Origin of the sequence: Paenalcaligenes hominis (genome assembly GCF_011927625.1) — a bacterium.
In the GTDB taxonomy this organism is placed as follows: domain Bacteria; phylum Pseudomonadota; class Gammaproteobacteria; order Burkholderiales; family Burkholderiaceae_B; genus Paenalcaligenes; species Paenalcaligenes hominis.
On the sequence record NZ_JAATIZ010000002.1, the window covers coordinates 573,842 to 599,968 of the forward strand.

The 26,127-nt window shown below is 47.2% G+C and carries 20 protein-coding genes; 8 read left to right on the forward strand and 12 right to left on the reverse strand.

Annotated features, from left to right (window positions below; translation table 11 throughout):
* Positions 1–64: 64 nt before the first annotated feature.
* The 6 genes from GGR41_RS06785 to GGR41_RS06810 all read left to right on the forward strand — a co-directional run bounded on the left by GGR41_RS06785 (position 65) and on the right by GGR41_RS06810 (position 7,507).
* Complete coding sequence (locus GGR41_RS06785) at positions 65–1,096, forward strand: TRAP transporter substrate-binding protein (protein ID WP_167661179.1); 1,032 nt, start codon at positions 65–67, stop codon at positions 1,094–1,096.
* A gap of 227 nt (positions 1,097–1,323) precedes the next feature.
* On the forward strand, positions 1,324–2,112 hold the full coding sequence (locus GGR41_RS06790; protein WP_167661180.1) for an SDR family oxidoreductase: 789 nt from the start codon (positions 1,324–1,326) through the stop codon (positions 2,110–2,112).
* A gap of 30 nt (positions 2,113–2,142) precedes the next feature.
* The gene (locus GGR41_RS06795) at positions 2,143–3,387 is read left to right on the forward strand and encodes a styrene monooxygenase/indole monooxygenase family protein (protein ID WP_167661181.1); all 1,245 of its coding nucleotides are present in this window, start codon (positions 2,143–2,145) and stop codon (positions 3,385–3,387) included.
* 24 nt (positions 3,388–3,411) lie between these two features.
* Entirely contained in the window at positions 3,412–3,933 is a 522-nt protein-coding gene (locus tag GGR41_RS06800; protein ID WP_167661182.1) for a flavin reductase family protein, read from the forward strand.
* A gap of 17 nt (positions 3,934–3,950) precedes the next feature.
* Positions 3,951–5,537 (forward strand): phytoene desaturase family protein, encoded by a 1,587-nt coding sequence (locus tag GGR41_RS06805; RefSeq protein ID WP_167661183.1) that lies wholly within the window; start codon positions 3,951–3,953, stop codon positions 5,535–5,537.
* A 131-nt stretch (positions 5,538–5,668) separates the two neighbouring features.
* Positions 5,669–7,507: an SLC13 family permease gene (locus GGR41_RS06810; protein ID WP_167661184.1), complete on the forward strand. Its 1,839-nt coding sequence runs from the start codon at positions 5,669–5,671 to the stop codon at positions 7,505–7,507.
* Here the strand turns inward: GGR41_RS06810 and GGR41_RS06815 are convergent.
* Positions 7,502–8,470 (reverse strand): AraC family transcriptional regulator, encoded by a 969-nt coding sequence (locus GGR41_RS06815; RefSeq protein WP_167661185.1) that lies wholly within the window; start codon positions 8,468–8,470, stop codon positions 7,502–7,504. The genes GGR41_RS06810 and GGR41_RS06815 overlap by 6 nt on opposite strands.
* 140 nt (positions 8,471–8,610) lie before the next feature.
* On the opposite strand from GGR41_RS06815, the gene GGR41_RS06820 reads away from it, so the two are divergent.
* On the forward strand, positions 8,611–9,225 hold the full coding sequence (locus GGR41_RS06820; RefSeq protein ID WP_167661186.1) for a flavin reductase family protein: 615 nt from the start codon (positions 8,611–8,613) through the stop codon (positions 9,223–9,225).
* 34 nt (positions 9,226–9,259) lie between these two features.
* Here GGR41_RS06820 and GGR41_RS06825 read toward each other — a convergent pair whose 3' ends face one another.
* Positions 9,260–10,348, reverse strand: coding sequence for a tartrate dehydrogenase (locus tag GGR41_RS06825; RefSeq protein ID WP_167661187.1), 1,089 nt, complete (start codon positions 10,346–10,348; stop codon positions 9,260–9,262).
* A gap of 203 nt (positions 10,349–10,551) precedes the next feature.
* Here GGR41_RS06825 and pgi point away from each other — a divergent pair, with 203 nt between their 5' ends.
* Positions 10,552–12,108 (forward strand): glucose-6-phosphate isomerase, encoded by a 1,557-nt coding sequence (gene pgi / locus GGR41_RS06830; protein WP_209279762.1) that lies wholly within the window; start codon positions 10,552–10,554, stop codon positions 12,106–12,108.
* Positions 12,109–12,179: 71 nt separating this feature from the next.
* On the opposite strand, the gene acnA is transcribed toward pgi, so the two are convergent.
* The 10 genes from acnA to GGR41_RS06880 form a co-directional block, all read right to left on the reverse strand.
* Complete coding sequence (gene acnA, locus GGR41_RS06835; protein WP_167661188.1) at positions 12,180–14,936, reverse strand: aconitate hydratase AcnA; 2,757 nt, start codon at positions 14,934–14,936, stop codon at positions 12,180–12,182.
* A gap of 151 nt (positions 14,937–15,087) precedes the next feature.
* On the reverse strand, positions 15,088–16,014 hold the full coding sequence (locus tag GGR41_RS06840) for an ornithine cyclodeaminase family protein (RefSeq protein WP_167661189.1): 927 nt from the start codon (positions 16,012–16,014) through the stop codon (positions 15,088–15,090).
* 47 nt (positions 16,015–16,061) lie between these two features.
* On the reverse strand, positions 16,062–16,976 hold the full coding sequence (gene kdgD / locus GGR41_RS06845) for a 5-dehydro-4-deoxyglucarate dehydratase (protein WP_371020542.1): 915 nt from the start codon (positions 16,974–16,976) through the stop codon (positions 16,062–16,064).
* Positions 16,977–17,130: 154 nt separating this feature from the next.
* Complete coding sequence (locus GGR41_RS06850) at positions 17,131–18,789, reverse strand: hydantoinase B/oxoprolinase family protein (RefSeq protein WP_167661191.1); 1,659 nt, start codon at positions 18,787–18,789, stop codon at positions 17,131–17,133.
* Positions 18,790–18,798: 9 nt separating this feature from the next.
* Positions 18,799–20,892, reverse strand: coding sequence for a hydantoinase/oxoprolinase family protein (locus GGR41_RS06855; protein WP_167661192.1), 2,094 nt, complete (start codon positions 20,890–20,892; stop codon positions 18,799–18,801).
* Between the two features lie 34 nt (positions 20,893–20,926).
* The gene (locus GGR41_RS06860) at positions 20,927–21,739 is read right to left on the reverse strand and encodes a 3-ketoacyl-ACP reductase (protein WP_167661193.1); all 813 of its coding nucleotides are present in this window, start codon (positions 21,737–21,739) and stop codon (positions 20,927–20,929) included.
* A 14-nt stretch (positions 21,740–21,753) separates the two neighbouring features.
* Positions 21,754–23,034 (reverse strand): TRAP transporter large permease, encoded by a 1,281-nt coding sequence (locus GGR41_RS06865; protein ID WP_167661194.1) that lies wholly within the window; start codon positions 23,032–23,034, stop codon positions 21,754–21,756.
* The gene (locus tag GGR41_RS06870; protein WP_167661195.1) at positions 23,022–23,561 is read right to left on the reverse strand and encodes a TRAP transporter small permease; all 540 of its coding nucleotides are present in this window, start codon (positions 23,559–23,561) and stop codon (positions 23,022–23,024) included. Before GGR41_RS06870 ends, GGR41_RS06865 begins: the two co-directional genes overlap by 13 nt.
* Positions 23,562–23,621: 60 nt before the next feature.
* Entirely contained in the window at positions 23,622–24,638 is a 1,017-nt protein-coding gene (locus GGR41_RS06875) for a TRAP transporter substrate-binding protein (RefSeq protein ID WP_209279763.1), read from the reverse strand.
* Between the two features lie 53 nt (positions 24,639–24,691).
* Positions 24,692–26,122 carry an aldehyde dehydrogenase family protein gene (locus tag GGR41_RS06880; RefSeq protein ID WP_167661196.1) on the reverse strand — a complete coding sequence of 477 codons (1,431 nt, stop codon included), beginning with the start codon at positions 26,120–26,122 and terminating at the stop codon, positions 24,692–24,694.
* Between the last annotated feature and the right edge of the window lie 5 nt (positions 26,123–26,127).

Here is a 26,127-nt window from a genome sequence, read left to right on the forward strand (position 1 = left end):
TGTTTTATTTGACCTCGTTCTAACTATAAAAACGGTTTTACCTACTTCCTATTGGAGACATCCTATGCAAATTTTAAAGCGTTTAAGTGCCTGTTTAGGCCTAAGCCTGGCTGCTATGCTGCCTTTCAGCAGTGCTCAAGCAGAAACACAAACCATTCGTTTTTCAAACTGGTTGCCCCCGGCGCACTACATTGTGAAAGAAATGCTAGAGCCTTGGGCTGCGCAAGTTAACGAGGTAACTGAAGGTCGAGTAAAGGTCGAATTCATTAACCCTCTGGGCAAACCGCAAGCCCATCTAGACTTGGTACGTAATGGCGTGGCGGACATGGGTATGTCGGTGCATAGCTATACGGCTAGCCGTTTTCCATTAATTGAGTTTGCTGAGCTTCCATTTACTACCGAAGATGGGGGCGTAAACTCGGTGGCCTACTGGCGCACCTACGAAAAATTCATGATGGACGCGGATGAACATCGTGGTGTGAAACTGATGGGTGTCTGGACAAGTCCTGCTACCGTCATCTTTACCAATAAAGAAGAAATTACAGGATTAGACCAATTAAATGGTCTTAAACTGCGTTCACCTAGCCCCCTATTCGATAATATCGGTAAAGCCATGGGCATTGTGACCGTTAACGCTCCCGCCTCTGAAAGCTACGAAATGCTGTCTCGTGGCGTTATCGATGGGTTGTACTTCCAATACGACCAAATCGAAAACTTTAAGCTAGATAAACTCATCAAAAGTGCTGTGGCGGTACCCGGTGGTTTTGGTAAAAGCAGTCAGTTCTTGTTCATGAATGAGCGCAAATGGAACGCCATCAGCGAAGCCGACCGCGCTGCTATCAGCAAGATCTCGGGCGAACACATTGCGCGCATGTTTGGTGAAAAATGGAACGAAGGCGAACAAAAAGCCATCGCTAACCTAACCGAAGCCGGCCTAAAAACCTACCATGTCGAGGGCGCTGAGCTCGAAAAACTCAAAGCCGACCTCGCTTTTATCGAACAAGACTGGATTAAAGCAGCGGAAAAGAAAAAAATCGATGGTCAAGCGGCTCTGGATTACTACCGTGCTCAAATCAAAGAACTAAGCCAGCCTTAATTACGCCTCTGGCTGGGCAGGCGTTTGGGGCTTTTCCTCAGAACGCCTGCATTCTCTACCACTCATGGCCTAATCGGCCCTTCTTAGATGAGTGTTTTCCCTAGAAATATCAATTCCTTGCGCTAAACGGATACCCCTAGCCAAAGCTGGATAGCTCTGCCTGAGCTGCCCCTCTACTATCCAAACCATTGACAACTAAATAATAAATCAATGCGATGGAGCAAACTATGAAAGGCTTAGAAAACAAAGTCATTATTGTGACAGGGGGAGCCACCCATATCGGTGCCGGCGTGGTGGCAACACTACGCAGTTATGGTGCACGCGTTGCGGTATTTGATATTGATGTAGCCGGGGGCCAGGCTGCTGTAGGCGGCCAACCAGAACACGCACGCTTTTGGGAAGTGGACATTACCGATGATAACGCCATCACGGCAGCCACTAAAGCGGTACACGCCCATTTCGGTCGTATTGACGGCTTAGTTAATTTGGCCTGCTCGTATTTGGATGAGGGCATGGTTTCCAGTCGCGATGACTGGCTCACCGCCCTCAATGTCAATGTGGTCAGCACCGTACAAATGAGCAAAGCGGTGTACCCCTACCTACAGCAACAAGAGGGCGGCGCCATCGTTAATTTCACGTCTATCTCCTCTTCGGTGGCTCAGACAGGACGTTGGCTTTACCCCGCTTCCAAAGCCGCCTTAGTGCAGGTGACACGCAGCTTAGCCATGGATTGGGCTGCAGACCGCATTCGGGTAAATTCCGTATCGCCAGGCTGGACTTGGTCCAAGGTCATGGACGAACTTACTGGAGGTAACCGCCCTAAAACGGATCAAGTCGCTGCTCCTTTCCATCTTTTAAAACGGGTAGGCAACCCGTCTGAAGTGGGCGAAGTGGTTGCTTTCTTGTTGTCGGATGCGGCGAGTTTTGTGACCGGTGCCGACTATGCCGTTGATGGCGGCTACTCTGCCATGGGTCCTGAACAGGCCGTTCCAGCCATTCCTCAGTTAGCCGAATAAGCCCACTTTTATTAGTTAAGGAAACCGACTATGCGTACTATTGCAATTATTGGTGGCGGCCAAGCGGGCATGCCCGTGGCCTTTGGCCTGTTAGCCCAAGGCTATGAGGTCACGCTGTATACCAATCGCACCCCTGAACAAATTCGTGCGGGCCGTGTGATGTCCAGTCAATGCATGTTTGCGAATGCCTTAGATGTAGAGCGCCGTCTAGGCATTAATTTCTGGGAAGACGAGTGCCCACCCGTGGAAGGCATTGGCTTTGCCCTGCCCCATCCCGAACAGCCTGACACCAAAGCCGTGGACTGGAGTGGCCGCTTAGACCGTATTGCCCAAGCGACGGATCAACGCATTAAAATGCCCGTGTGGATCGAAGAATTTGCCGAACGGGGTGGCCGTGTTGTGTTTGAGGATGTGGGTGTCGCCGAACTTGAACGCATCAGCACAGAGCATGAGCTGACTATTCTTGCTGCAGGTAAGGGCGAAGTGGTGCGTTTATTTGAACGCGACGCCTCTCGCTCTCCATTCGATAAGCCACAACGTGCGCTGGCTTTGACCTATGTTCATGGCTTAGAACCCACCCCCGATTACTCACGGGTTTCCTTCAACTTCATCCCTGGTGTGGGCGAATATTTTGTATTCCCCTCATTAACCTTATCAGGCCCATGCGATATCATGGTGTTTGAAGGCATTCCCAATGGTCCCTTAGATCGCTTTAAAGATGCTCAAGGCCCCCAAGACCATTTTGATCGTAGCATTAGCTTTCTCGAGGAGTTTTTGCCTTGGGAAGCCGACCGCGCCCGCAATTGTGAGCTCACTGATGCCCAGGGTTATCTAGCAGGTAGCTTCCCTCCCACAGTGCGCAAACCTGTCCTCACCTTGCCCTCTGGGAATATTGTCTTAGGAATGGGCGATGCGGTGGTAGTCAATGACCCCATCACGGGCCAAGGCTCTAACAATGCGGCCAAATGCGCTCAGGTCTATTTAGATCAAATTCTGGCACGAGGCGAGCGCAGTTTTGACCGCGAATGGATGGAAGCCACGTTTGAAACGTACTGGAATTATGCCCATCGCGTCGTCTCATGGACTAACTCTATGCTGTTGCCTCCTACTCCTCAAGCCTTTGCTTTATTATCGGGGGCGGCGCAACAGCCCAAACTGGCTCATTTCCTTGCGAACGCGTTTGATAATCCGCCTGTGCTTTATCCTGCATGGGATAACCTAGCAGAGGCGGAAAAACTGATTCAGATCACTGCTGACCTGCCCGTCACAGCTTAATTTGTAATACCTAGGAGTTTTTTCATGTCTACACAGGCCACTACGGAAACCGAAAATGCGCTGAATTTGTTCGACAGTCGAGCATTTAGACACGCCTTAGGCCACTTTCCCACAGGTGTGGCAATCGTCACAACACGCACACCAGAAGGGCGGCCTGTGGGCTTGACCATCAACTCATTCTCATCGTTATCACTCGAGCCTCCTCTTATTATGTGGAGCCTAGTCAATCATTCGCCTAGTCTCGCTATTTTTGAGCAGTGTAATTATTTTGCGATTAATGTGATCAGCCAACAACAAGTTGAGGCCGCGTTAGGCTTTGCAAATTCCCAAGTAGAGGATAAATTTGCATTGGTTTCCCATGTTGATGGCGAAGAAGGCGTGCCGCTACTTGATGATTGTGTGGCTACCTTTGTATGTGAAAACTATAAGCAACACGAAGGCGGTGATCACACGTTATTTATTGGGCGTGTGGTGCGCCACAGCGCCATCACCGAGCACGAACCCGCCGTATTCCATCGCGGCAAATTTACACGACTGGGCGACTAATCACCTCAGGAGACACCATGCAGCATCGCAGCGATGTAGTGATTATAGGCAGCGGCATTAACTCATTAAGCTGTGCCGCTTTGCTGGCCAATCGCGGCTTAAGCGTGACTGTATTAGAACGAAATCCTATTGCAGGCGGGTGCATACGCACCGAGGTCCTTTTCCCTGGGTTCACACACGATGTGTTCTCAAGCTGGTACCCGCTTTTTGTAGGTAGTGCCACCTATGCCGAGCTAAAAGACCCTCTAGCCACGGCTGGCGTGCAGTTTGTAAGCAGCCCTTATACAACTGGTTTAGCCATCCCCAACGGGGCGGGCGTAGCCTTACGTCAAGACATGGCCGACACGGTGCAACGACTCAATCACCTGGCTCCTCACGATGGGGATGCTATCAGTGCGGCGGCCTCACAGCTCTTTGGGAACGATGCCGCTTTGGTCTTTGGTTTAATGGGCGGCGCTCCTTATAGCTGGGAAACTACAAAGCTGCTGTTTAGCTCGTGGCGCCAACGTGGTGTAGATGGCATGATGGCATTTGCTAGTCATGCCCTAGAAAACTTCAGACGTTGGTCCGAACGCGAATTAAATCACGATCTAACGCGGGCCCTCATTGCGCCTTGGGTATTGCATAGCGGCTTAGGCCCCGACGAAGCCAGCTCCGCCTTAATCGGCAAGCTCACCTTCTGTGCTGTTACGGCAGGTGGTATGCCTGTAGTACAAGGGGGAAGCTACGAGCTTGTTAAAGCTTTTATATCGATAATCGAACAAGCAGGTGGTCAAGTTATCACCAACAAACATGTGGACCAGATTTTGGTTGAGAACAACACTGCTAAAGGGGTGCGCGTGGGTGACGAGCACTACTATGCCCAACACGCGGTAGTCGCTAATGTGACGCCAAATCAACTGTATGAGCAATTATTACCCAGCATTGATACAAGCTACCAAGCTCAGGCCAAAGCGTATCGTTATGGCCGAGGTGGCATGCAAATTCATTTTGCCCTTAATGCCAAACCAACTTGGTTACACGAAGAACTCATCCATGTGCCCTTAGTGCACGTAACAGAAAGTATGGAGCAAGTCTGTGCTTCAGTGGTCGAAGCCAATAATGGTTGGTTGCCGGCCAAGCCTACCTTAGGTGTAGGGCAGCCCGTGGCCGTAGACCCCACACGCGCCCCCGATGGCGGTTGGATTCTTTGGGTACAAATGCAAGAACTCCCTACGCATTTACGTGCCGACTGTGCCGGACAGATTGCGATTCCTGAAGATGGGCGTTGGAATGAGGCCGTCAAACAGGCCATGGTCGAACGCGTCAAACAGCGCTTAGAAACCGTTATGCCTAACTTTAGTCAGTTGATCGTTGGGGAAAAAGCCTACAGCCCCGCCGATCTAGAGCTCGCAAATATTAACCTAGTGGGGGGCGATCCGTATTCCGGTGTCTGCTCGCCAGATCAGTTTTTCTTCATGCGTCCTTTTGCGGGCTCATCCAAAACCCGAACAGGCCAAACGCCAATTGCCCGTTTGCATCATATCGGAGCATCCGTGCACCCTGGGCCAGGCTTAGGGGGACAATCGGGTTATTTAGCCGCCCAACGCATTAAAAAGTCGTAACTATTTCTTTTAGCTCAATTCCCATAAAACCACTATGCTACATTTTCCCTCATAGTGGTTTTTTCATTTTTGATCTATAACCACTTAGGCGTCGTCTACCGCACTCCAATAATAACCACAAGGAGAAGACTATGAACTCTGCCCTATTAGCCATTGGCGTTTTACTCCTGACATTGGGTCTTTTCATTTATGGCCGTTGGCGCCACGATGTGGTGGCTGTGATCGCACTCATACTCAGTAGCGTACTTGGCCTAGTCCCTACCGATGCTGTGTTCAGTGGTTTTAGTCATCCTGCTGTGGTCACTGTGGCTTGCGTATTAATTCTTAGTTACGCTTTGCAGCAAACCGGCGCCATCGATGTATTAGCGGAGCGTGTATTACCTAAAAAAAGTAATGTAACGGTATCACTGCTAGCTTTAACTGCTTTAGCCGCTTTTTTATCCGGTTTTATGAATAATGTAGGTGCCTTGGCGTTACTTATGCCCGTGTCGCTACAAGTGGCGCAACGCCACAACCTACCAGCCGGGCAAATTCTTATGCCCGTCTCTTTTGCGACCATCCTAGGAGGCATGACCACCCTGATTGGGACCCCTTCTAACTTGATTGTGTCCGGCTACCGTGCCGAGGCGATCGGCCAGCCCTTTAAAATGTTTGACTTCACGCCATTAGGGGTCAGCTTAGCCATTGCTGGGGTGTTGTTTATCTCCTTGATAGGATGGCGCTTAATCCCGGTACGTCAACGAGCCCATGCGGATGCATTTGAAACGGGCTCCTACTTAACCGAAGCCCGTGTGAGTGAGGACAGCAAAGCTATTGGCATGCGCCTTAGCGAAGTGCAAGAAATCCTCGCCACCACGGATAGCCAAGTTCTGGCTCTTATTCGAGAAAACACCACCATTCAAAGTCCAAGCCCTATTTTGCAGCTGCAGCAAAATGACATTTTATTGATTGAGTCCGATCCCGATGTATTAGCAAAAAACCTGGATGTGCTGAATCTGGTGTTTCATGAAGATCGGATTTTAGCTATGCCTACGGATGAGCCTGAGGCATCTCCCGCGCCTAGCTCTGAGCCCTCAGAAGACACGAAAAGCGCAGAAAAAAAACAACCACCTGTGCACACTGAACTGTCGGAGCTAGTGATCTTGCCCGGTTCCTCATTGATTGGACGCACTGCCTCTAACCTACGCTTACGCGCTTTATATCATGTCAATCTGTTAGCCATTTCACGCCAAGGCACACGCTCTAGAACTCGATTGCGCAATATGCCGTTACGCACTGGTGATGTGTTGTTGCTGCAAGGCCCTGAAGACCGGATTAGTAATTTTGCCTCAAATGGGGGCTGCGCCATTTTAGCGGCACGTGCCTTGCGCGTTCCCGATCGCCGCAAAATGCTGTTGGCAAACGGCATTATGGTGCTGTCAGTGGCCCTAGCGGCTTCAGGCTTGCTTTCAGCTGCTCTCAGCTTTATGTTGGGCGTGCTGCTGCTGTTACTTTTTAATGTGATTGCCTTACGCCAAATTTATAACGCCGTGGACTGGTCGGTCATTGTTTTGTTGGCCGCGTTAATTCCGGTGGCTCAAGCCCTAGAAAGTACGCAGGCAGCAGCGCAAATTGCCAACCTTTTGTTGGAATATGGGGCCCAAGGCAATGCTATCTTGGCATTAGCGCTGATTATGGTCACCACCATGCTGTTATCCGACTTAATGAACAACGCGGCCACTGCTACCGTAATGAGTCCAGTAGCATTAGGTACAGCCCAACAGTTGGATGTGAATCCCGACACCTTTTTAATGGCAATTGTGATTGGTGCATCGTGTGCGTTTTTAACCCCCATAGGCCATCAAAACAACACATTAATTTTAGGTCCGGGCGGTTTTAGATTTAATGATTATTGGCGTATGGGTTTACCGCTTGACCTACTAATTGTTGCGCTTACCCTGCCTTTGGTTTTGTATTTTTGGCCCCTATGAGGCGGTGCGGACACGGTGTTGAGTTTGACTTGGGCTTTCGCCAAAACGCCGTTTGTATTCAGCACTAAAGCGTCCTAAGTGCATAAAGCCCCAACGCAAAGCAATTTGCGTCACTGAGTCTGACCCAGGCTGGCACAGCTCGTGTCGCACTCGCTCTAAGCGAATCTGACGTAAGTACTGCATCGGGCTAATACCGCAATACTGCTGAAAACCAGCATGTAAGCTGCGTACACTAATCTGAGCCAAAGCGGCCAGCTCTTCGAGCCGAATTGGTTGGTCGGCATGCGCATGCAAATACTGTTCGACTAAGCGAATGGAGCGCGGCATCACGTGGTCAGAACGCCGAGGCACAGAGCTATCGAGAGGCGGATGCACATCTAAAAACGTGGTCACGACTAACTGTTCGAGTTGAGCCATCACCAGCGGCGAGCTTAATACGGATTCCGAGTGGCGGGCGCAATCTACCACGTGGCGCATCATTAAGCGCCAACTCATGTGTTGATGAGCTTGAAAACGCAAAGGAAACTTCAATGACGGTGACCAGTTAGGCTGCTCGAAATGAGGCGCCACTTGCTCGACCAGTGCGCGGTCAATTTTTAGCATCAGTTGTTCATTATTGGCGCGCCACACCATATCAATGTCGACGTTAGGGTTTAATACGGTAGCAACTTGAGGAGAAGAGTCTACTTGCTCGTTGCCACAGCGCACTGTGGCTTCTCCGTATTGAGGCAACTGAATAAGATAAAAGCCAGCGAGCTGTTCAGGCTGAATACGAACATCGGCGCCATACCCAAGCCGCATCACCCCTATCTGCCCTAACTGCACGAAACGTAAACGTGTGCGTAAAGGTTGAGTCGTGTTTTTAAGCGTAAGACGATGCGGTTTGATTAAGGTACCCACCGACGACTGCACAAGGTCTACGTCGGTAGAGACGAATTTTTGCCATGGGCTTAGGGATGTCATAACAAACCCTCTGGATAACAACACGATGGAAAGCAGCAACTGCTTCAGTGAATTGCCGATCTTTTATTTTAGTTGTAAAGTATATAGTTTATTATCGGGACATTCCCGAACACCTCGCTACCGCTTTCTGGGAAAAAACAGTGCAAGATCATTATCATACTTACGAGCCAAAGAACGGCCATGGTTTACGTCATGACCCAATTAGCTCGATTGTTGGTCCTCGTGTTATTGGCTGGATCGGCACACAAGACACCGCAGGGCAGCCCAATCTAGCGCCCTACAGCTTCTGTAATATATTTAACTACAAACCTGCGTTAATTGCCTTTTCTAGCGTGGGCTATAAAGATAGCGTGCGTAATGCTATTGAAACCGGCGTATTTACCTGGAATTTGGCGACGCGCCCCTTGGCAGAAGCCGTTAACCAAAGCAGCCTAGAGCAGCCTGTGAACGAGTTTGAACTCACCCAACTGACGCCATTAGCGGGTCAGCTTGTTGCCGCACCGCGTGTCGCTCAAAGCCCCGTTTCCATCGAGTGCAAAGTCACTCAACACTTTCAAATGACAGACCAACACCAGGACGCCCTGAACACGTGGATGGTCATTGGTGAAGTCGTTGCGGTTCATATTGACCCCGCCCTAATTAAAGACGGTATTTATCATTGCGCGGCGGCTCAACCGATATTACGAGGGGGCGGTCCGGCCGATTATTACGAGATCAGTGACCAGACCTTATTCCACATGTATAGACCTAAATAAAGCTATAGGTCGATATAACTATCGGCCTAAAAGCTTAGGCTGCCTTTTCAATCTGGGCAGCTATTGCTTTGCCCACCTCGGTGGTATTGGCTTGGCCGCCTAAATCAGCCGTACGCGGACCCTGCTCTAGGCTTTGCTCTATGGCTTGCATCATGGCGTCATAGGCGGCCTGATGCGTGGCGTCACCCGCACCTAGGAATTCCACCATAAGGGCAGCTGACCAGATCATTGCTACTGGGTTAGCAATATTTTTACCGGCAATATCGGGGGCAGAGCCATGCACCGGTTCGAACAGCGAAGGAAAATGGCGCTCGGGGTTTAAGTTGGCCGAAGGTGCAATACCCACTGTGCCAGTACACGCTGGCCCTAGATCAGACAAGATATCGCCAAATAAATTGGATGCCACCACCACATCAAACTGCTCGGGCTGCAAGACAAACCGTGCGGTCATAATATCAATGTGGTGTTTGTCCCAGCGCACGTCGGGATAGTGCTGTGCCATTTGCTCTAAACGCTCGTCCCAATACGGCATGCTAATCGCTAGACCATTGGATTTAGTCGCCGAGCTAAGGTGCTTTTTAGGGCGGCTTTGGGCTACGTCAAATGCATATTTCAAGACACGATCTACACCTATACGCGTAAATACAGACTCTTGAATCACCACCTCACGGTCCGTGCCTTCGAAAATTTTGCCTCCAAGATTGGTGTATTCGCCTTCGGTATTTTCACGTACTACGACAAAATCAATATCGCCTGGTTGTTTGTTGGCAAGCGGCCCCGGCACGCCAGGCATCAAGCGCACCGGTCGCATATTAATGTATTGATCAAATTCGCGACGAAATTTAAGTAATGAGCCCCATAAAGAGATATGGTCAGGCACAATATCAGGCCAACCCACCGCACCAAATAAAATCGCATCAAAATCTTTAATGGTTTCAAACCAATCGTCTGGCATCATTTGCCCATGCTTTTGATAGAACTCAGCACTAGACCAATCAAAATGTTTAAAATCAAACTGAATACCAAATGCTTGGCTTACCGCCTCTAGGGCTCTAAGGCCTTCGGGCATCACCTCTTTACCAATTCCATCCCCAGCAATGACTGCAATACGGTGCGTTTTCACTCACAACTCCTTTAACTTTTTTCACAATCTGTATTTAATTTACAAAGCTTTTTAAACTCAAGTACAGAATAATAAATGGTATTATTTTGATTTAAAAATCATTATTTTTTAAATTAAACCATTCACTTTCCTATTTATTTCAGCCCGTGGTCTAGTCTGTACGTGTAGGCCGCCTGTTAACTTTTTAGCTTATCTATTCTACCTTGAAGCCATCGTCTATTACTTCTTTACCCGCCTGGCCTACATTTAGCGCAGCTGCCCAACAGGCCGACCCTTTACACAATGAACTGCGTTTGATTGATGCTGCCGGTCTAACGCTAGACTTAAGCGGTCAGCGCTACAGCCCCGAGCTTGCCCAAGCGGGCCTAGATTTATTAGAACAGCGGCAATTCACCGAACAACGGGCGACGTTGTTGGGGGGTGGCATCGCTAATATTACTGAAAACAGAGCCGCTTGGCACAGCATGTTACGCCAGCCAGCCGCCATTCCAGAGGTCATGGCAGAACGAGAACGCCTCAATGCGTTTATTCGCGAATCCGATCTCGCTCGTCGTTGGCGTCATATTGTGCATATTGGTATCGGAGGCAGCGACTGGGGTATACGCTTAACTGTGGCTGCTTTTGGTTATACCAAACAGTGGCGCTCTGTTCGTTTTATTGCAAATATTGATGGGCATGCAGTGAAAGCAGGTCTTGCCGATTTAAATCCGCACGACACATTAATCGTGGTGGCCTCTAAATCTTTCACTACTGCTGAAACACTAAAAAATGCCTCGCGCGCAATTGAGTGGTTAACGGCGGCAAACGTACGCAACCCCCTAGAGCAAGTAGTAGCTATTACGGCTCGGCCTGAACAAGCCAAAAAATGGGGTATACCAGATAAACAAATCTTTAAGTTCTGGGACTGGGTGGGTGGGCGCTTTTCCTTATGGTCTAGTGTGAGCTTAACCACCGCCTTAAGCGTCAGCTCTGACGTTGTTGCTGGTATGCTTTCAGGCGCTGCCGCCATGGACAAGCACTTTGAAACCGCTCCTCTTGCCCTAAATGCGCCCGTACAAATGGCTCTGCATGGCTTAGTTAATCGTAGTGTATTAGGTATTAGCTCATTAAATTTAGCACCTTACGACTCCCGTTTAATGCATTTAGTGCCTTATTTACAGCAGCTAGAGATGGAATCGCTAGGCAAATCAGTAGATGTTTGCGGCGAGGCCGTACCCGTGCCAACCGGGCCCGTTGTTTGGGGCATGCCAGGCACCGATGCACAACACACATTTTTTCAGTGGTTACACCAAAGCAGCGATGGTGCTGCGGTGGATTTTATTGTGTGTCAGGAAGCCGAGCACCAGTGGCCTAGCCATCATCAAAGTCTGCTGGCTAATTGCTTGGCACAACGTGAGGCCATGCTACGCGGTAAAACCGAAGCCCAAGCCTATGAAGAATGCTTAAGTCAAGGTCATGAGCCCGAACAAGCACGTTGGTTGGCAAAACACCGTACCCATCAAGGCGGTCGCGCTAATAGTCTCATTGTGCTACCCCGCTTGTCCCCCTATCATTTAGGCGCTTTGATCGCGCTTTACGAGCACAAAGTATTTGTCCAAGCTGTGCTGTGGGGTATTAACCCCTTTGACCAATGGGGGGTGGAATACGGCAAAATTTTAGCCACTGACATCACTAACGAGCTGCAAAATCAGCCCTGTGCCAAAACCCATGATCCTTCCACTACGTATTGGATTGAACAATTCAAAGCGCGTGATCTATAACTAAGACACAGCCCAAAAAATGCGGCTGTTTAGGCCGCATTTTAAATTAAAGCATCTAGTCTTAAAATCGGTTACGCGTTTTTCAAGCCTCGCAGCACATATTGCATAATGCCACCATGGCGGTAATAATCTGCTTCGGAAGGGGTATCGATACGCACAATGGCTTCAAACTCAACATCGCCGGCTTTTACATGCACAGTTTTAGGGATTTGGCCTTGATTCAATACGCTAATACCGGTGATTTCAAATACCTCATCCCCTAACAAACCTAGACTTTGAGCCGTAGTACCAGTGGGAAACTGCAACGGTAGCACACCCATACCGAGTAAGTTAGAACGGTGAATGCGCTCGTATGACTCGGCTATTACAGCTCTCACGCCCAACAACACGGTGCCCTTAGCAGCCCAATCTCGGGATGAGCCAGAGCCATATTCTTTACCCGCCAAAATAACCAACGGCGTATTTGCAGCAAGATAATGACGTGACGCATCGTAAATCGTCGCAATAGGCGCCTCGGGCTGAGTAAAGTCACGAGTGTAGCCCCCTTCCGTACCCGGAGCCAACTGGTTGCGTAAGCGTACGTTGGCAAATGTACCGCGGATCATCACCTCGTGGTTACCACGACGCGAGCCATATGAGTTAAAGTCTTTGGGCTCGATACCGTGTTCTTTTAAATACATGGCCGCCGGCGTCATATCCATAATTGCACCCGCTGGGCTGATATGATCTGTGGTGACTGAATCGCCTAACTTAGCTAAAACTCGTGCACCATGAATGTCTGTTACTGGTGCAGGCTGCGCTGGCATGTTCTCAAAATAAGGCGGATGACGTACATAAGTAGACTGTGGGTCCCAAGCAAACTGTTGGCTACGCGGCGTAGATAAAGCCTGCCAACGTGCATCGCCGGCAAATACGTCTTCGTAGCCTTTGCTGTACATGTCTTTGGCGATGACCTGATCCATCACGGCCTGCACCTCTGCAGTACTTGGCCATAGGTCTTTCAAGTACACGTCTTGGCCGTTAGTGTCTTGTCCTAGCACCGCTTTTTGTAAATCAATATTCATCGTGCCCGCAATCGCATACGCCACCACTAAAGGCGGAGACATGAGGTAGTTCATTTTCACTTGGGGATGAATACGTCCCTCAAAGTTGCGGTTACCTGACAGCACCGACACCACCGTTAGGTCGTTTGCATCAATAGCATCGGCTACTTCGGGGATTAAGGGTCCGGAGTTACCAATACAGGTGGTGCAACCATACCCTACCAAGTTAAAGCCTAATGCATCTAAATAGGGAGTAAGACCGGCCCGCTCGTAATAATCCGTAACCACACGTGAGCCTGGCGCCAGACTGGTTTTAACCCACGGCTTGCGTGTTAGGCCTTTTTCATGCGCTTTTTTAGCCACCAGTGCGGCCGCAATCATAACGCTGGGGTTTGAAGTATTAGTACATGATGTAATGGCCGCAATCACCACAGCCCCATCATTTAATTCATACTGAGTACCATCACTTTGTGACACCACCACACAGCTTGCGGTTTTTTTAGGCTGCTCTAGGGAAGGTGCATCTGAAGCCGGAAAGGATTCTTTGGATGCCTCGTCGACCCCACTGCTATCCATATTTCCCTGTAATGCCCCCAGCTCTTTTCTAAACGCGGATTGAGCCGAAGTCAAAGGCACGCGGTCTTGGGGGCGCTTAGGCCCAGCAATTGAAGGCACAATAGTTGATAAATCTAGCTCTAAGTACTCAGAGTACTCGGGCTCGTGAGCTGGGTCGTGCCATAGCCCTTGAGCCTTAGCGTAGGCCTCGACCAAAGTCACCTGCTGCTCGCTGCGCCCGGTCAAACGCATGTAATTTAAGGTTTCCTCATCAATAGGAAACATAGAAACGGTGGAGCCATATTCTGGGCTCATATTACCGATCGTCGCGCGGTTAGCAAGCGGTACCGCACTCACCCCAGGCCCATAGAACTCGACAAATTTGCCCACCACACCGTGTTTACGCAGCATTTCGGTGATCGTTAAAACTAAGTCTGTGGCGGTTACGCCATCGGGTAAGCTACCTGTTAATTTAAACCCCACCACACGTGGAATCAACATAGAAATGGGCTGGCCTAGCATTGCGGCTTCGGCTTCAATTCCTCCTACACCCCACGCCACTACCCCGAGGCCATTTACCATAGGCGTATGTGAGTCAGTACCTACACAGGTATCTGGATAGGCCTGCATTACCCCGTCTTGGTCCTTAGTAAATACAACCCGAGACAAGTGTTCTAGGTTAACCTGATGCACAATCCCCGTTCCAGGTGGCACCACCTTGAAATTATCAAACGCATCTTGACCCCAACGTAAGAATTGATAGCGCTCTACGTTGCGTTGGTACTCGATCTCTACGTTACGTTGAAAGGATTGATTATGAGCAAAATCATCCACAATAACGGAGTGGTCAATCACTAGCTCTACGGGTACCAAAGGGTTGATCCGCTGGGGGTCGCCACCTAAGTTCGCCATGGCTTCGCGCATGGCCGCCAAATCCACCACCGCAGGTACACCAGTAAAATCTTGCAAAATAACACGAGCGGGGCTAAATGCAATCTCGTAGTCGGGCTCAGCCTGAGGGTCCCAACTGGCTAAAAAACGAATATGATTCGATGTGACGTTTACACCGTCTTCAGTACGAAGTAAGTTTTCTAAAAGGATTTTTAACCCATACGGTAGACGTTGAACGTCTAAACCTTGGTCTTGGAGCGCGGAAAGCTGGAAGATTTGATACTGATGCGTGCCCACCGACAATGACTGGCGAGCTTTGAAGCTATTGGGATGTGACATAAGAGACCTCCTTAAGCAAAAACAGACACTGGCCTCGGCCTACATGCCTACAACGCTAGCACTTGGGGAGGCTACAGCTAATTGAGTCGTTCTCTTTATCATACACGGATTAAAAAAAGCGACCACAACACCCCATGACTTCCTATGTTTTTCACCGCTCAACAGTAAAGCTGAGTTTATGCTGCTCATAAACTAAGCTTGCTGCTGCAATATCAGCAAGAGCGATACCCACAGCCTTATAAATCACTATGTTCTTTGGATCATAAGCTGAACCATTTTCTTGTAGTGTTTGTGTCATGGCCTCTATCTTACTTAAAAGTGCTTTTTTATCTGCATACAAATACAAGTCGCCTGTATCTTTTAAGGTTTGCTCGGGCCACTCAACCACAATCTTTTGTGCTCTGTCTATCAGATGAGGATCTAGCTCTTGAGCATGGGCTAAACAAGACCCGATAGCAGCCACAAAGGTGCCATCTTGTACCCATGAGCTTTGTAAAACGGGAGTAGTACTTCGAGTAGCCGTCACTATAATTTGACTTGAGCGAACCAGTTTTTCTGCTTCCACCTGATGCACCCTAATGCCTTTTTCTTTTAACTCAGCGTCTAAGTAAGCACTAGACACTTTAGGGTCACAAACCAAAACCCGAGAAATAGGAAAAGCCTTAATAAATTGACGTATATGTTCTATACCTAATGGCCCTAACCCTATGACGCCTAGACTGTGCGAACTTGGCTGAGCATACCGACGTGCTACTAAAAGGCTACTGGCTGCGGTGCGCATTGGTGTCAAAGCATCTGAGTCCAACAATGCTAAAGCCTGACCTGTACTGGTACTAAATAATAGTATTTTAAAACACAGTTTATTTTCATAAGAGCTGTATATTTTGCATCCCGCATAGCCGATGTCTTTAAGTACAGCCCCCATAGACACCAATTTAAAACCATCGACCTCTGTCCTAAATCGAGGCTGTATAGCTACTTTGTCAGGAAGCCAAGATAAGTACGCTTGCTGTAACACTTGCCCCAAACGGGATATATCTGTGACCCGACGCACATCATCATTAGTTATTACCAGCATATAACACCTCAAAAAGCCCACCTAACTAGGTGGGCTTAGATAGACTTTTACTGAGCACCTTGCTTCTGAATTAACTCAAGCAACATTTCCTCTTCCTCTCCTGTTAACTCACTAAGAGGAGGACGCACTGGTCCAGCACTGTGTCCTACTAAACGAGCACCCGCTTTAACAATGCTTACTCCGTATCCTTCCCCACGATTCCGTATTTTCACATAGGGGAGAAAGAAATCATCTAACAATCGGTTTTGCGTTTCTAGATCTCCACTGGCTATGGCGTTATAAAACTCCATAGCAGTGCGCGGAACAAAGTTGAAAGCAGCAGACGAATACACAGGTACACCTAAGGCTCGGTATGCGGCCGCATAGATTTCAGCAGTAGGTAAGCCACCTAGATAGGTTAGACGATCACCCATGCGACGACGAATACCTGCCATTAATTCAATCTTTCCAATCCCGTCTTTAAACCCAATTAAGTTAGGGTTTCGCTCTGCTAAATACTCCATATGGTCTGCATTTAACTCGCAAACATTACGGTTATAAACCACTACTCCAATCGAAAGTGCTCGACACACATGATCTACGTGATGCATAACACCATCTTGGCTAGCCTCAGTGAGATAATGAGGCATTAACATAACACCAGCTGCCCCACACTCTTGAGCAATTTTTCCCATTTGAATAGCTTGACGTGTGTTACCACCGATACCTGCCAGAATAGGGACCTTTCCTTTACATGTATCGACAGCTGTTCGGATTACATCGGCATATTCATCTAATGAAAGAGAAAAGCCCTCACCCGTACCTCCAGCAGCAAATAAAGCGCTCGCACCATAAGGGGCTAGCCACTCTAAACGCTGTATGTAAGAGTCACGATTAAATTCTAAGTTCTCATCAAAATCCGTGATGGGAAAAGATAGTAAACCAGAAGATAAAACGGTTTTTAACTCTTGAGGACTCATAATTAACTCCTAAATCTAAATAAAAGAAGCTCTGCACCAACTCATATGTCATCTTATGACTATAACTAAGGAGATAGATAAAAATTCCTGTTATGAGCTGTTCTGCTAACTAATCAATCTGCTTGAAAGTCACGCTAATGACTTTCAAGTTCGAAACTTACACATCTACACCGTATATATCTTTAGCTGTAGCTGTGGAAATATAACCATTACGTACATCATCGCGCACTTTTTGAGGATCACGATTTTTGACTGGCCCATAACCTCCCCCACCAGGTAGAGTCAAGACCACACGCTGCCCTGTTGGTACACGCACTCGTGACCCTTTTCCTTTGAGTTGTGTTCCGTCACTAAGTTGCACTCCACCCGCTAAACCAGCTTGCCCCTCTTCACGGCCCAAAGCGGGATTTAAAATACGGTCGAACATTGCGTTGAACGACATGGAATAGCCCTCAGCAGCAGATATTTCTACTACTTGACCTAACCCCCCACGGCATTGACCCGCACCACCAGAGTCTGGACGTAACTCTTTACGCCACACAACAATAGGTCCTACCTGCTCAGTGGCTTCAACGGGCATAGTGTGAATGCCACTTGGAAATGCCGTCGCATGCAAGCCATCATATTCGGGGCGTGCGCCTCCACCACCACTATTAAACATTAAGATCTGAGTAGATTCTTTTTTATCCAATCCTGCTTGCTCGGCATCTACTCCTATTTGGATATTCCAAGTAGTACCTGCGCCTTCAGCAGGAATACGATCTGGTAAAAACTTATGTAATGCTCCTAATACCACATCAGGAATAAAGTGCCCTAATACATGACGTACAGCTACTGGGCTAGGATGCTGAGCATTTAAAATGCAATTTTCTGGTGCCACTGCATCAAATGGTGCTAAAGAAGCCGCATTATTTGGAATTTCAGGAGCAATTGCACACTTCAGGCCATAACATGAGTAAGCCTTGGTATAAATCATAGGCACGTTAATACCGTACTCACTAACTCCTGTAGTCCCATCGTAATCAGCTACTACCATGTCATCACTAATCGTTAATTTCACACGCATAGTGATTTCTTTTTCGTAACCGTCTACCCGCATTTCATTACTGAAGCTGCCTTTAGGCAAAGCTGCTATTTTCGCCAAAGTTGCTATGCGGCTGTTTTCTAAAATGTACTCACCTAAAGAGTTCAAGTTATCCAAATGAAATTCATTCATCATCTCTTGAAGACGGCGATCACCAATCTCGTTACATGCAGCTAACGCATAAATATCGCCTACAACCTGATCCGCTTCACGCACGTTATTGCGCACGATATTTACTAAGTCGCGATTAACCTCTCCGCGTGTAGCAAAGCGCATGATAGGTATAAACAACCCCTCTTCATACACCTCGCGGCCATCAGGGCCAAAACCACGACCGCCAATGTCTACAACGTGTGCCGTGCAAGCAAAAAAGCCGATTAAGGTTTTGTTGCGAAAAACGGGCGAAACTACGGTGATATCGTGTAAATGCCCCGTGCCTTTCCACGGGTCATTGGTGATATACACGTCTCCTTCAGCCATCGTGTCCACACCTAAAGCACGCATAAAATGCCCTACCGCTTCAGACATAGCGTTTACATGCCCAGGTGTACCCGTTACGGCTTGAGCAAGCATACGCCCCTGCTCATCAAACACACCAGCTGATAAGTCGCCTGCTTCACGCACACTTGTACTAAAAGCAGTACGGATTAAAGTGAGAGCCTGCTCTTCAACCACCGAAATAAGGCGGTTCCACATAACTTGACTATGGATATGATTCATATTGACTGACATGGGCAACACCTATTTTGCTTGCTTATCGATTTCTACGAACAAGCACAAATCGGCTTGTACCGTGGCCACAAATTGAGATGGCACAATAGTTGCCGTCTCACGCTCTACAATGACTGCAGGCCCTATTACCTGATCCCCAACATTAAGCAGGTCACGGTTATAAATGCCTGACTCAACGAACTTCTCTAGTTTGGATTCAAAAACCAACCGTTGACTTTGTGGTTTCGCGACTTGGGTTTTCTTTACTTTATCGAGGCGCTCTACTACTGCAGGTGAGCTTGAAGCCCGTACAGACCAACTAACAATTTCGACATCCAACCCATCAATCGCTCGTCCGAAAAAGCGGATATACACTTTTTCAAACTCGTCTTTTAGGTACTGTTGATCGGCAGGCGTAAAATCACGCACTGGCACTGTTACAGGGATCTCCCAACCCTGACCGGCATAACGCATATATGCCACACGCTCTAAAACCGGGTCCACATCCTTTAAACCTTGGCGAGCAAAAGTGGTGGCCTCCTCTTCCATTGAAACCAACAACTGATTCACACGTTCGGCGTCAAAGACATTAAGTTTCATAAAACCACTACGGGCAGACTCAAAACCAAAGGGAGCCCGTAAGAAACCCAAAGCAGAGCCCACCCCCGCACCATACGGTACCAGAAAGCCATCAATTGCCATTTTTTCGCATAAACGCGCAGCATGTACAGGGCCTGCTCCACCAAAAGTAATCATGGTGAAGCCCGCTAGGTCATAACCGCTTTCAACTGCATGGACACGGCCCGCGTTCGCCATGTTTTCGTCAACGACTTCCAAAATGCCATAGGCAGCATTCTCTGTCGTTAAATTAAGGGGTGTTGCGATATCGTTATGAATGGCAGCCTTGGCTAAGTCCATGCTGAGTTGCATGGCACCGCCCGCAAAATAATCAGGGTCAAGTTTGCCTAGCACTAGATTTGCGTCTGTTACTGTCGGGCTTTCACCGCCTCTTTGGTAACACGCTGGCCCCGGCTCTGAGCCTGCGCTCCGAGGGCCGACTCGAATTTGGTTCATGCCATCTACAGAAGCAATGGAACCACCACCCGCTCCGATTTCAACCATTTCAACCACAGGAATGGAAATAGGCATCCCACTCCCTTTTTTGAAACGATACGTGCGAGCTACTTCAAAAGTTTTTGCTGTTTTTGGTGTGTAGTTCTCAATCAGACATACTTTAGCTGTAGTACCGCCCATATCAAAAGATAGAACAGAGTCTAGACCAAAGCGCTCGGCGATATGCGCAGCGAAAATGGCGCCACCAGCTGGGCCAGACTCTACTAAACGCACCGGAAACTCAGCGGCTGTTTGCACTGAAATAATGCCGCCACCTGAGTGCATCATAAAAACATCACACACCGCCCCTTGATTTTTTAACTCATCCACTAAACGTGCTAAATAGGACTTGATAAGTGGTTTAACATAAGCGTTGGCACATACGGTATTAAAACGCTCGTATTCTCGAATTTGTGGTGAAACTTCAGAAGATATAGACACACTTAGCGTAGGCAAACGTTTTAATAGCGCGTCGCGTACTTGTTTTTCATGTTTGCCATTGGCGTAACTATGTAAGAACCCAATTGCTACGCTCTCGTATCCTTTGGCTTCAATCTCATCAATTAAGGCCTCAACTTGGCTCATATCAGGCTCAACTAAAGTTCGGCCTTGAGCATCCATACGCTCAGAAATCACATAGCGGTGCTCCCGCTCTATTAAAGCAGGGGGCAAAACAATATTTAAATCGTACTGCTCAAAGCGGTTCTCGGTACGCATTTCAATTACATCTCTAAAACCCTCAGTTGTAATTAAAGCGGTGCTTACCCCACGACGCTCAATCAGTGCATTAGTTGCTAACGTTGTGCCATGAATAATGACATCAATATCAGAAAAATCACATTTTGCCTGATCTAAAATCTGCCCTAAGCCTTTCAATATAGCGCGCTCTGGGGCGGTGTAGTCAGTTAAGACTTTGGTAGTAAATAACTCTTTACCTACTTCTAGTGCTACATCAGTAAACGTGCCACCAATATCTACACCCACACGTACCGACTGTTTGTTTAAACTCATCTACGATCTCCACCATGTCAAAAAATAGCATTTTTTATAAGCTTGGTATGGTCAGACCCCCATCGGCCTGAATCACTGTCCCTGTTGCAAAAGCAAAGTTTCCACTGGCCAAAGACAAAGCAATATTTGCCATATCTTCACCTTCCCCCCATCGCCCGATAGGCACTAGTCCTTCTGCTATTAACTTGTCATAGCGAGACTCTACTGGTTTCGTCATGCCACTATGAGTAATGCCTGGACGCAAATCAAACACTGGAATATTCGCTGCAGCTAAGCGTAGCGCTACTAATTTAGTCATCATGCCTAAAGCTGACTTAGACATGCAGTACTCCACTCGTTCTATTGAAGCGACATCTACACTTATCGATGACACAGTAATAATGGCTCTTGGGTGAATCACCTCTTTCTGCTCTAACATATGAGCCATTACTTTTTGAGTTAAGAAAAAAGTTCCCTTTAAGTTCACATTCATTACGATATCGAATGCGTCTGGACTTAACTCAAGCATGTCAGCCCGACGTAACGCTCCCATGCCTGCGTTATTTATCAAGCAGTGAATTGGGCCTAATGCCTGTACGATTTTTTGTACCCATTCTTGGTGACGCTCTGTGTCAGATAAGTCGCCCTGAATACTTATTACTTGGGGAGCCCCTTCTGCGATAAGCTCAGCCTCTAATAGTGCTAACTGACTAGTATCAGCCTTGTCCATCAATGCAATTTTTGCTCCTTGTCGCGCAAATCGACGAGCAATCGCACTCCCTATCGTCCCAGCTGCACCGGTTATAAATACAGTTTGACCTGAGTGTGGATTAATATTTTGGGAGATTTCTGTGTTTATATTGTTCATAAATCATCCAGTTACTAACGAAATAAAGCTGGCAGCCACAGAGAGAACCACGGCACATAAGCCACTATTAATAAAACTACTGTGCTAGTTAGGTAATATGGCCAAATGGTTTTGAGGACTTCTCCTACTCCAATTTTCCCAATAGCGCACCCCACGAATAGTAAAGTCCCCACCGGAGGTGTATATAACCCAATGCCAGCGGCTAAAATCATAACGATCCCAAAATGCACAGGGTCAATACCAAAATTAATAGCTACTGGTAAAAAAATGGGAGTACAAATAATCACCATTGGTGAGAGGTCCATGAAGGTGCCCAGCAGCAGTAAAGTAATCAAGATCAGGGCCATAACAACAATTGGGCTCTCTGAAATAGCACTCATGGCATTAATAACTGAGGTAGGTACTTGCAAAAATGCCATGAACCAACCAAATGCAGCAGCCGATGCAATAATAAATAACACCATTGCTGTAGTTCGACTTGCAGCACTTACAGCTTCCATCAAAATGCGGAAAGAAGACCCTCTATATGTCAGTAACATCACTAGAAATACATAAATTACTGCTATACATGAGCTTTCTGTTGGCGTGAAAATGCCGAAGCGAACTCCACCAAAAATTACTACTATTAAAATAATGGCAGGAATAGCAGCAATTAAGGTTTTTAAGATCATGTAATACCCAGCAAATCGTTCTGCTGGATAACCTTTTCTAACTGCCTGAATATACGCAGTTATTAACAAGGCAAATGCCAGTAATAATCCTGGAAAAATACCAGCAGTAAATAAGTCTGCAATTGATATCCCACCCCCTCCAGCAATGGCATACAGAATTAAGTTTGGGGACGGTGGAATCATCAATGCGATGACGGCACTACTAATTGTGACGTTTACTGAATAACTGCGTGCGTACCCGCGTTGCACCATTTGTGGGATCATAATTCCGCCAATCGCTGACGCATCAGCAATAGGGGAACCGGAAATGCCGCTTAAAAACACTGAGGACATAATGTTGACTTGGCCCAGCCCCCCGCGTAAGTGGCCTACCAAACTACCTGCAAAATTAATCATGCGGTCAGCCACACCACCTCGCATCATTAATTCACCAGCAAAGATAAAAAGAGGAATGGCAATCATGGCGAAAGACCCGACCCCCTCGCTCATTTGCTGAAATACAATTAAAGGGGGTACTCCCATATACAACGCTGTGCTTAAAGCAGAAATAGCTAAAGAAAATGCTACCGGTACACCAATGGCCATTAATATAAGGAAGACACCAAATAAAACTATTTGCTCCATGTCGTCTCCCCAGCTTTGGCCTGCAAGCCTTCTACTACGTTTTCTAAACTAAAAAGAAAAATTAGCACCCCACTTACTGACAACGGTACATAATGCGCCCCCTGAGGCAAAAAGCTACCCGGCATAAGAACATTCCACGTACCGCGAATTAAATCGAGGCCAAAAACAAACATACCTATGCCAAACAACGCGACTAATAGATCCCCGCATAACACCACCCAACGCCTAACTGAAGCTGGCATCAGTAGTAATCCAACGGTAAAACCTAAGTGATCTCGATATCGAACTGCAGCTCCTGCCCCAACTAAAACAAACCAACCCATTAAAGATATGGAGGTGGTCTCACTCCAACTTGGTGACGCGTTTAATACATATCGAGCAAAAACCTGCCAGCCAATAATAATAGTCATCATTAATAAGCATAAGCGTGAGACCCATTGGGCTGTGTCACACAACAGCTGCAAAACCAAGCGAAATCCAGAGGACTTTGCTTCTTCTCTTACGTTTTGATTAATTAACGTATCCATACTTAAAACCCCTTAAGGGGCACTTATGCCTACTAAGACATAAGTGCATCGAACGTGTTATTACTCGACGGCTTGAATACGATCAAAAAGTGTTTTTAACCGTTCATTTTTTAAGTACTTTTCTTGCACCGGAGCTACTTTATCCATGAATAGTTGCTTATCAACCTCTGTAATAACGGCTCCCTTTTCCCGGACAATACGCTCTGACTCTTTTTCTCTGGCATCCCATAAGTCGCGCATTTTGTACTTAGCATCTTGGGCTGCCAAATGGACTGCTTTTTTCTGCTCTTCTGTTAGTTTGTCATAAGTTATCTTAGACATGACTAAAGCCTCTGGCAGCATTAAATGCTCTGTCAGGGAGTAGTATTTGGCGACTTCAACGTGGTTGGTTGACTCGTAGGTAGGCCAACTTTGCTCGGTACCATCAATTACGCCTGTTTGTAACCCCGAATACATTTCGTTAAAGCCCATTGGAACTGCGTTGGCTCCTAGCGTGTTAATCATGTCGAGGAAAATATCCGATGGTTGCACTCGAATTTTCAACCCTGCTAAATCACTGGGGGTTTTAACTTCATGCTTACTGTTGTAAATATTGCGCGAGCCCGCATCGAAAAAGGCTAAACCAATTAATCCATGAGGCTCTAGCGATGCAAGCATTTCGGCACCAATTTCGCTATCTACCACTTTACGCATATGCTCTTTAGATCTGAAAACATACGGTAAAGACAATACAACCGTATCCTCTACGAGATTATTAATTTCTCCTAAAGTAATACGATTCATATCGAGTACACCAAAACGCGTTTGCTCTAGGGTGGCTTTTTCATTCCCTAACTGCCCAGAGCCAAAGACTTTAATATCTAGATCCCCGTTAGTCATTTCTTTAAGTCTTTCGCTCATGTAATTGACTGATTCAACTGTGGGGTAATTATTTGGGTGCACATCGGCAGAACGTAAGGTTTTTGCATTTACGGCTCCTTGAGTTACCGCTAAACCCGCTGCTACCACTAAAGCGCTACATAACTGCCGCACGCCTGAATAACCGCTTAACCCTTTGCTACGCTTTTTTAATTCCATTTTTGTCTCCTAGGTTTGCATTTGCTTTTATAGTTACTACGTCGTACTAATTTTTATGCAACATATACTGTTTTTACAGAGGTATAGAACTCTTTTGCATAATTTGCCTGCTCACGAGGCCCATACGAGGAGGCTTTTCTACCCCCAAAAGGCACGTGATAATCCACACCTGCAGTAGGCAAATTAACCATAACCATCCCTACTTGAGCGTGTTGTTTAAAATGCTGGGCATACTTTAAAGACTGCGTGGCTATACCTGCCGCGAGACCAAATTCTGTGGCATTAGCCATAGCTAATGCTTCGTCATAGTCTTTGACTCTTAACAGACTTGCCATTGGGCCAAATATTTCTTCGGTACACACGCGCATATCGGGCTTACATTCAACGAATAAACCTGGCTTTTGGTAAAACCCCTTTTTTGCTAACTCTAAGCGCTGCCCACCATAAAGGTGTGCTCCTTCTTTCACTCCGATTTCAGCGTACTTCAAATTATTTTCTAATTGCTGAGCTGAAACTACAGGACCTATTTGGGTATTTGAATCTAATGCATCTCCTACCCGTAAAGAAAGTAATTTTTCTAATAATTTTTCTTTAAATGAGTCGTAAATTTTATCCGTTACAATTAAACGACTTGATGCTGTACAACGCTGACCAGTAGAAAAGTAAGCACTTTGCAAACTCAATTCTACGGCCTGATCTAAGTCAGCATCATCCAAAATCACTTGTGGGTTCTTGCCCCCCATTTCTAACTGTACTTTAGCTTGACGTTGTATGCATCGTTCAGCAATTGAGCGCCCTACCGTTACAGAACCCGTGAAACTGATCGCATCAACCTCTGGGGAATCTACAATACAGTTACCCACATTACGACCTGAGCCCATCACTAAATTAAAGACACCTGCAGGTAAACCTGCTCGTGAGATAATTTCTGTAAGTACCCAGGCACAACCAGGAGTTAAATCTGCTGGCTTAAAAACTACGCAATTACCATATGCCAATGCTGGTGCTATCTTCCAGGCTGGTATTGCGATAGGGAAGTTCCAAGGCGTAATTAATCCAACCACACCAACTGCTTCGCGAACGACCTCAACTTGTACACCTGAACGTACTGAGGGCAATGTTGTGCCGCTTAAACGCAAACACTCTCCCGCAAAATATTTAAAAATATTACCTGCTCTTGTTACCTCACCAATAGCCTCGGCTAAAACCTTACCTTCCTCACGAGCCAAAAGCTCACCTATTTCTTTATTGCGCTGCAAAATCTCAGATCCAATTTTGTCTAATGCGTCAGCACGCGCTTGGATGGAGGCAAAGGTCCATTGTTTGAATGCAGATCGTGCGGCCTGAACTGCCTCGTTAACTTGAGAAATACTTGCTTGAGCGTATTCCCCAATCACATCATCCAAATCTGAGGGATTGTAATTTGCTTTATATTCAGTGCTTGCAACCCATTCGCCATTAATAAAATTATCGAAGCGCGTCATTTTCG

Coding starts and splice junctions, on each gene's coding strand:
- GGR41_RS06785 (WP_167661179.1), top strand. CDS start 65: ATGCAAATTTTAAAGCGTTTAAGTGCCTGTTTAGGCCTAAGCCTGGCT.
- GGR41_RS06790 (WP_167661180.1), top strand. CDS start 1,324: ATGAAAGGCTTAGAAAACAAAGTCATTATTGTGACAGGGGGAGCCACC.
- GGR41_RS06795 (WP_167661181.1), top strand. CDS start 2,143: ATGCGTACTATTGCAATTATTGGTGGCGGCCAAGCGGGCATGCCCGTG.
- GGR41_RS06800 (WP_167661182.1), top strand. CDS start 3,412: ATGTCTACACAGGCCACTACGGAAACCGAAAATGCGCTGAATTTGTTC.
- GGR41_RS06805 (WP_167661183.1), top strand. CDS start 3,951: ATGCAGCATCGCAGCGATGTAGTGATTATAGGCAGCGGCATTAACTCA.
- GGR41_RS06810 (WP_167661184.1), top strand. CDS start 5,669: ATGAACTCTGCCCTATTAGCCATTGGCGTTTTACTCCTGACATTGGGT.
- GGR41_RS06815 (WP_167661185.1), bottom strand. CDS start 8,470: ATGACATCCCTAAGCCCATGGCAAAAATTCGTCTCTACCGACGTAGAC.
- acnA (WP_167661188.1), bottom strand. CDS start 14,936: ATGTCACATCCCAATAGCTTCAAAGCTCGCCAGTCATTGTCGGTGGGC.
- GGR41_RS06840 (WP_167661189.1), bottom strand. CDS start 16,014: ATGCTGGTAATAACTAATGATGATGTGCGTCGGGTCACAGATATATCC.
- GGR41_RS06850 (WP_167661191.1), bottom strand. CDS start 18,789: ATGTCAGTCAATATGAATCATATCCATAGTCAAGTTATGTGGAACCGC.
- GGR41_RS06855 (WP_167661192.1), bottom strand. CDS start 20,892: ATGAGTTTAAACAAACAGTCGGTACGTGTGGGTGTAGATATTGGTGGC.
- GGR41_RS06860 (WP_167661193.1), bottom strand. CDS start 21,739: ATGAACAATATAAACACAGAAATCTCCCAAAATATTAATCCACACTCA.
- GGR41_RS06865 (WP_167661194.1), bottom strand. CDS start 23,034: ATGGAGCAAATAGTTTTATTTGGTGTCTTCCTTATATTAATGGCCATT.
- GGR41_RS06870 (WP_167661195.1), bottom strand. CDS start 23,561: ATGGATACGTTAATTAATCAAAACGTAAGAGAAGAAGCAAAGTCCTCT.
- GGR41_RS06875 (WP_209279763.1), bottom strand. CDS start 24,638: ATGGAATTAAAAAAGCGTAGCAAAGGGTTAAGCGGTTATTCAGGCGTG.
- GGR41_RS06880 (WP_167661196.1), bottom strand. CDS start 26,122: ATGACGCGCTTCGATAATTTTATTAATGGCGAATGGGTTGCAAGCACT.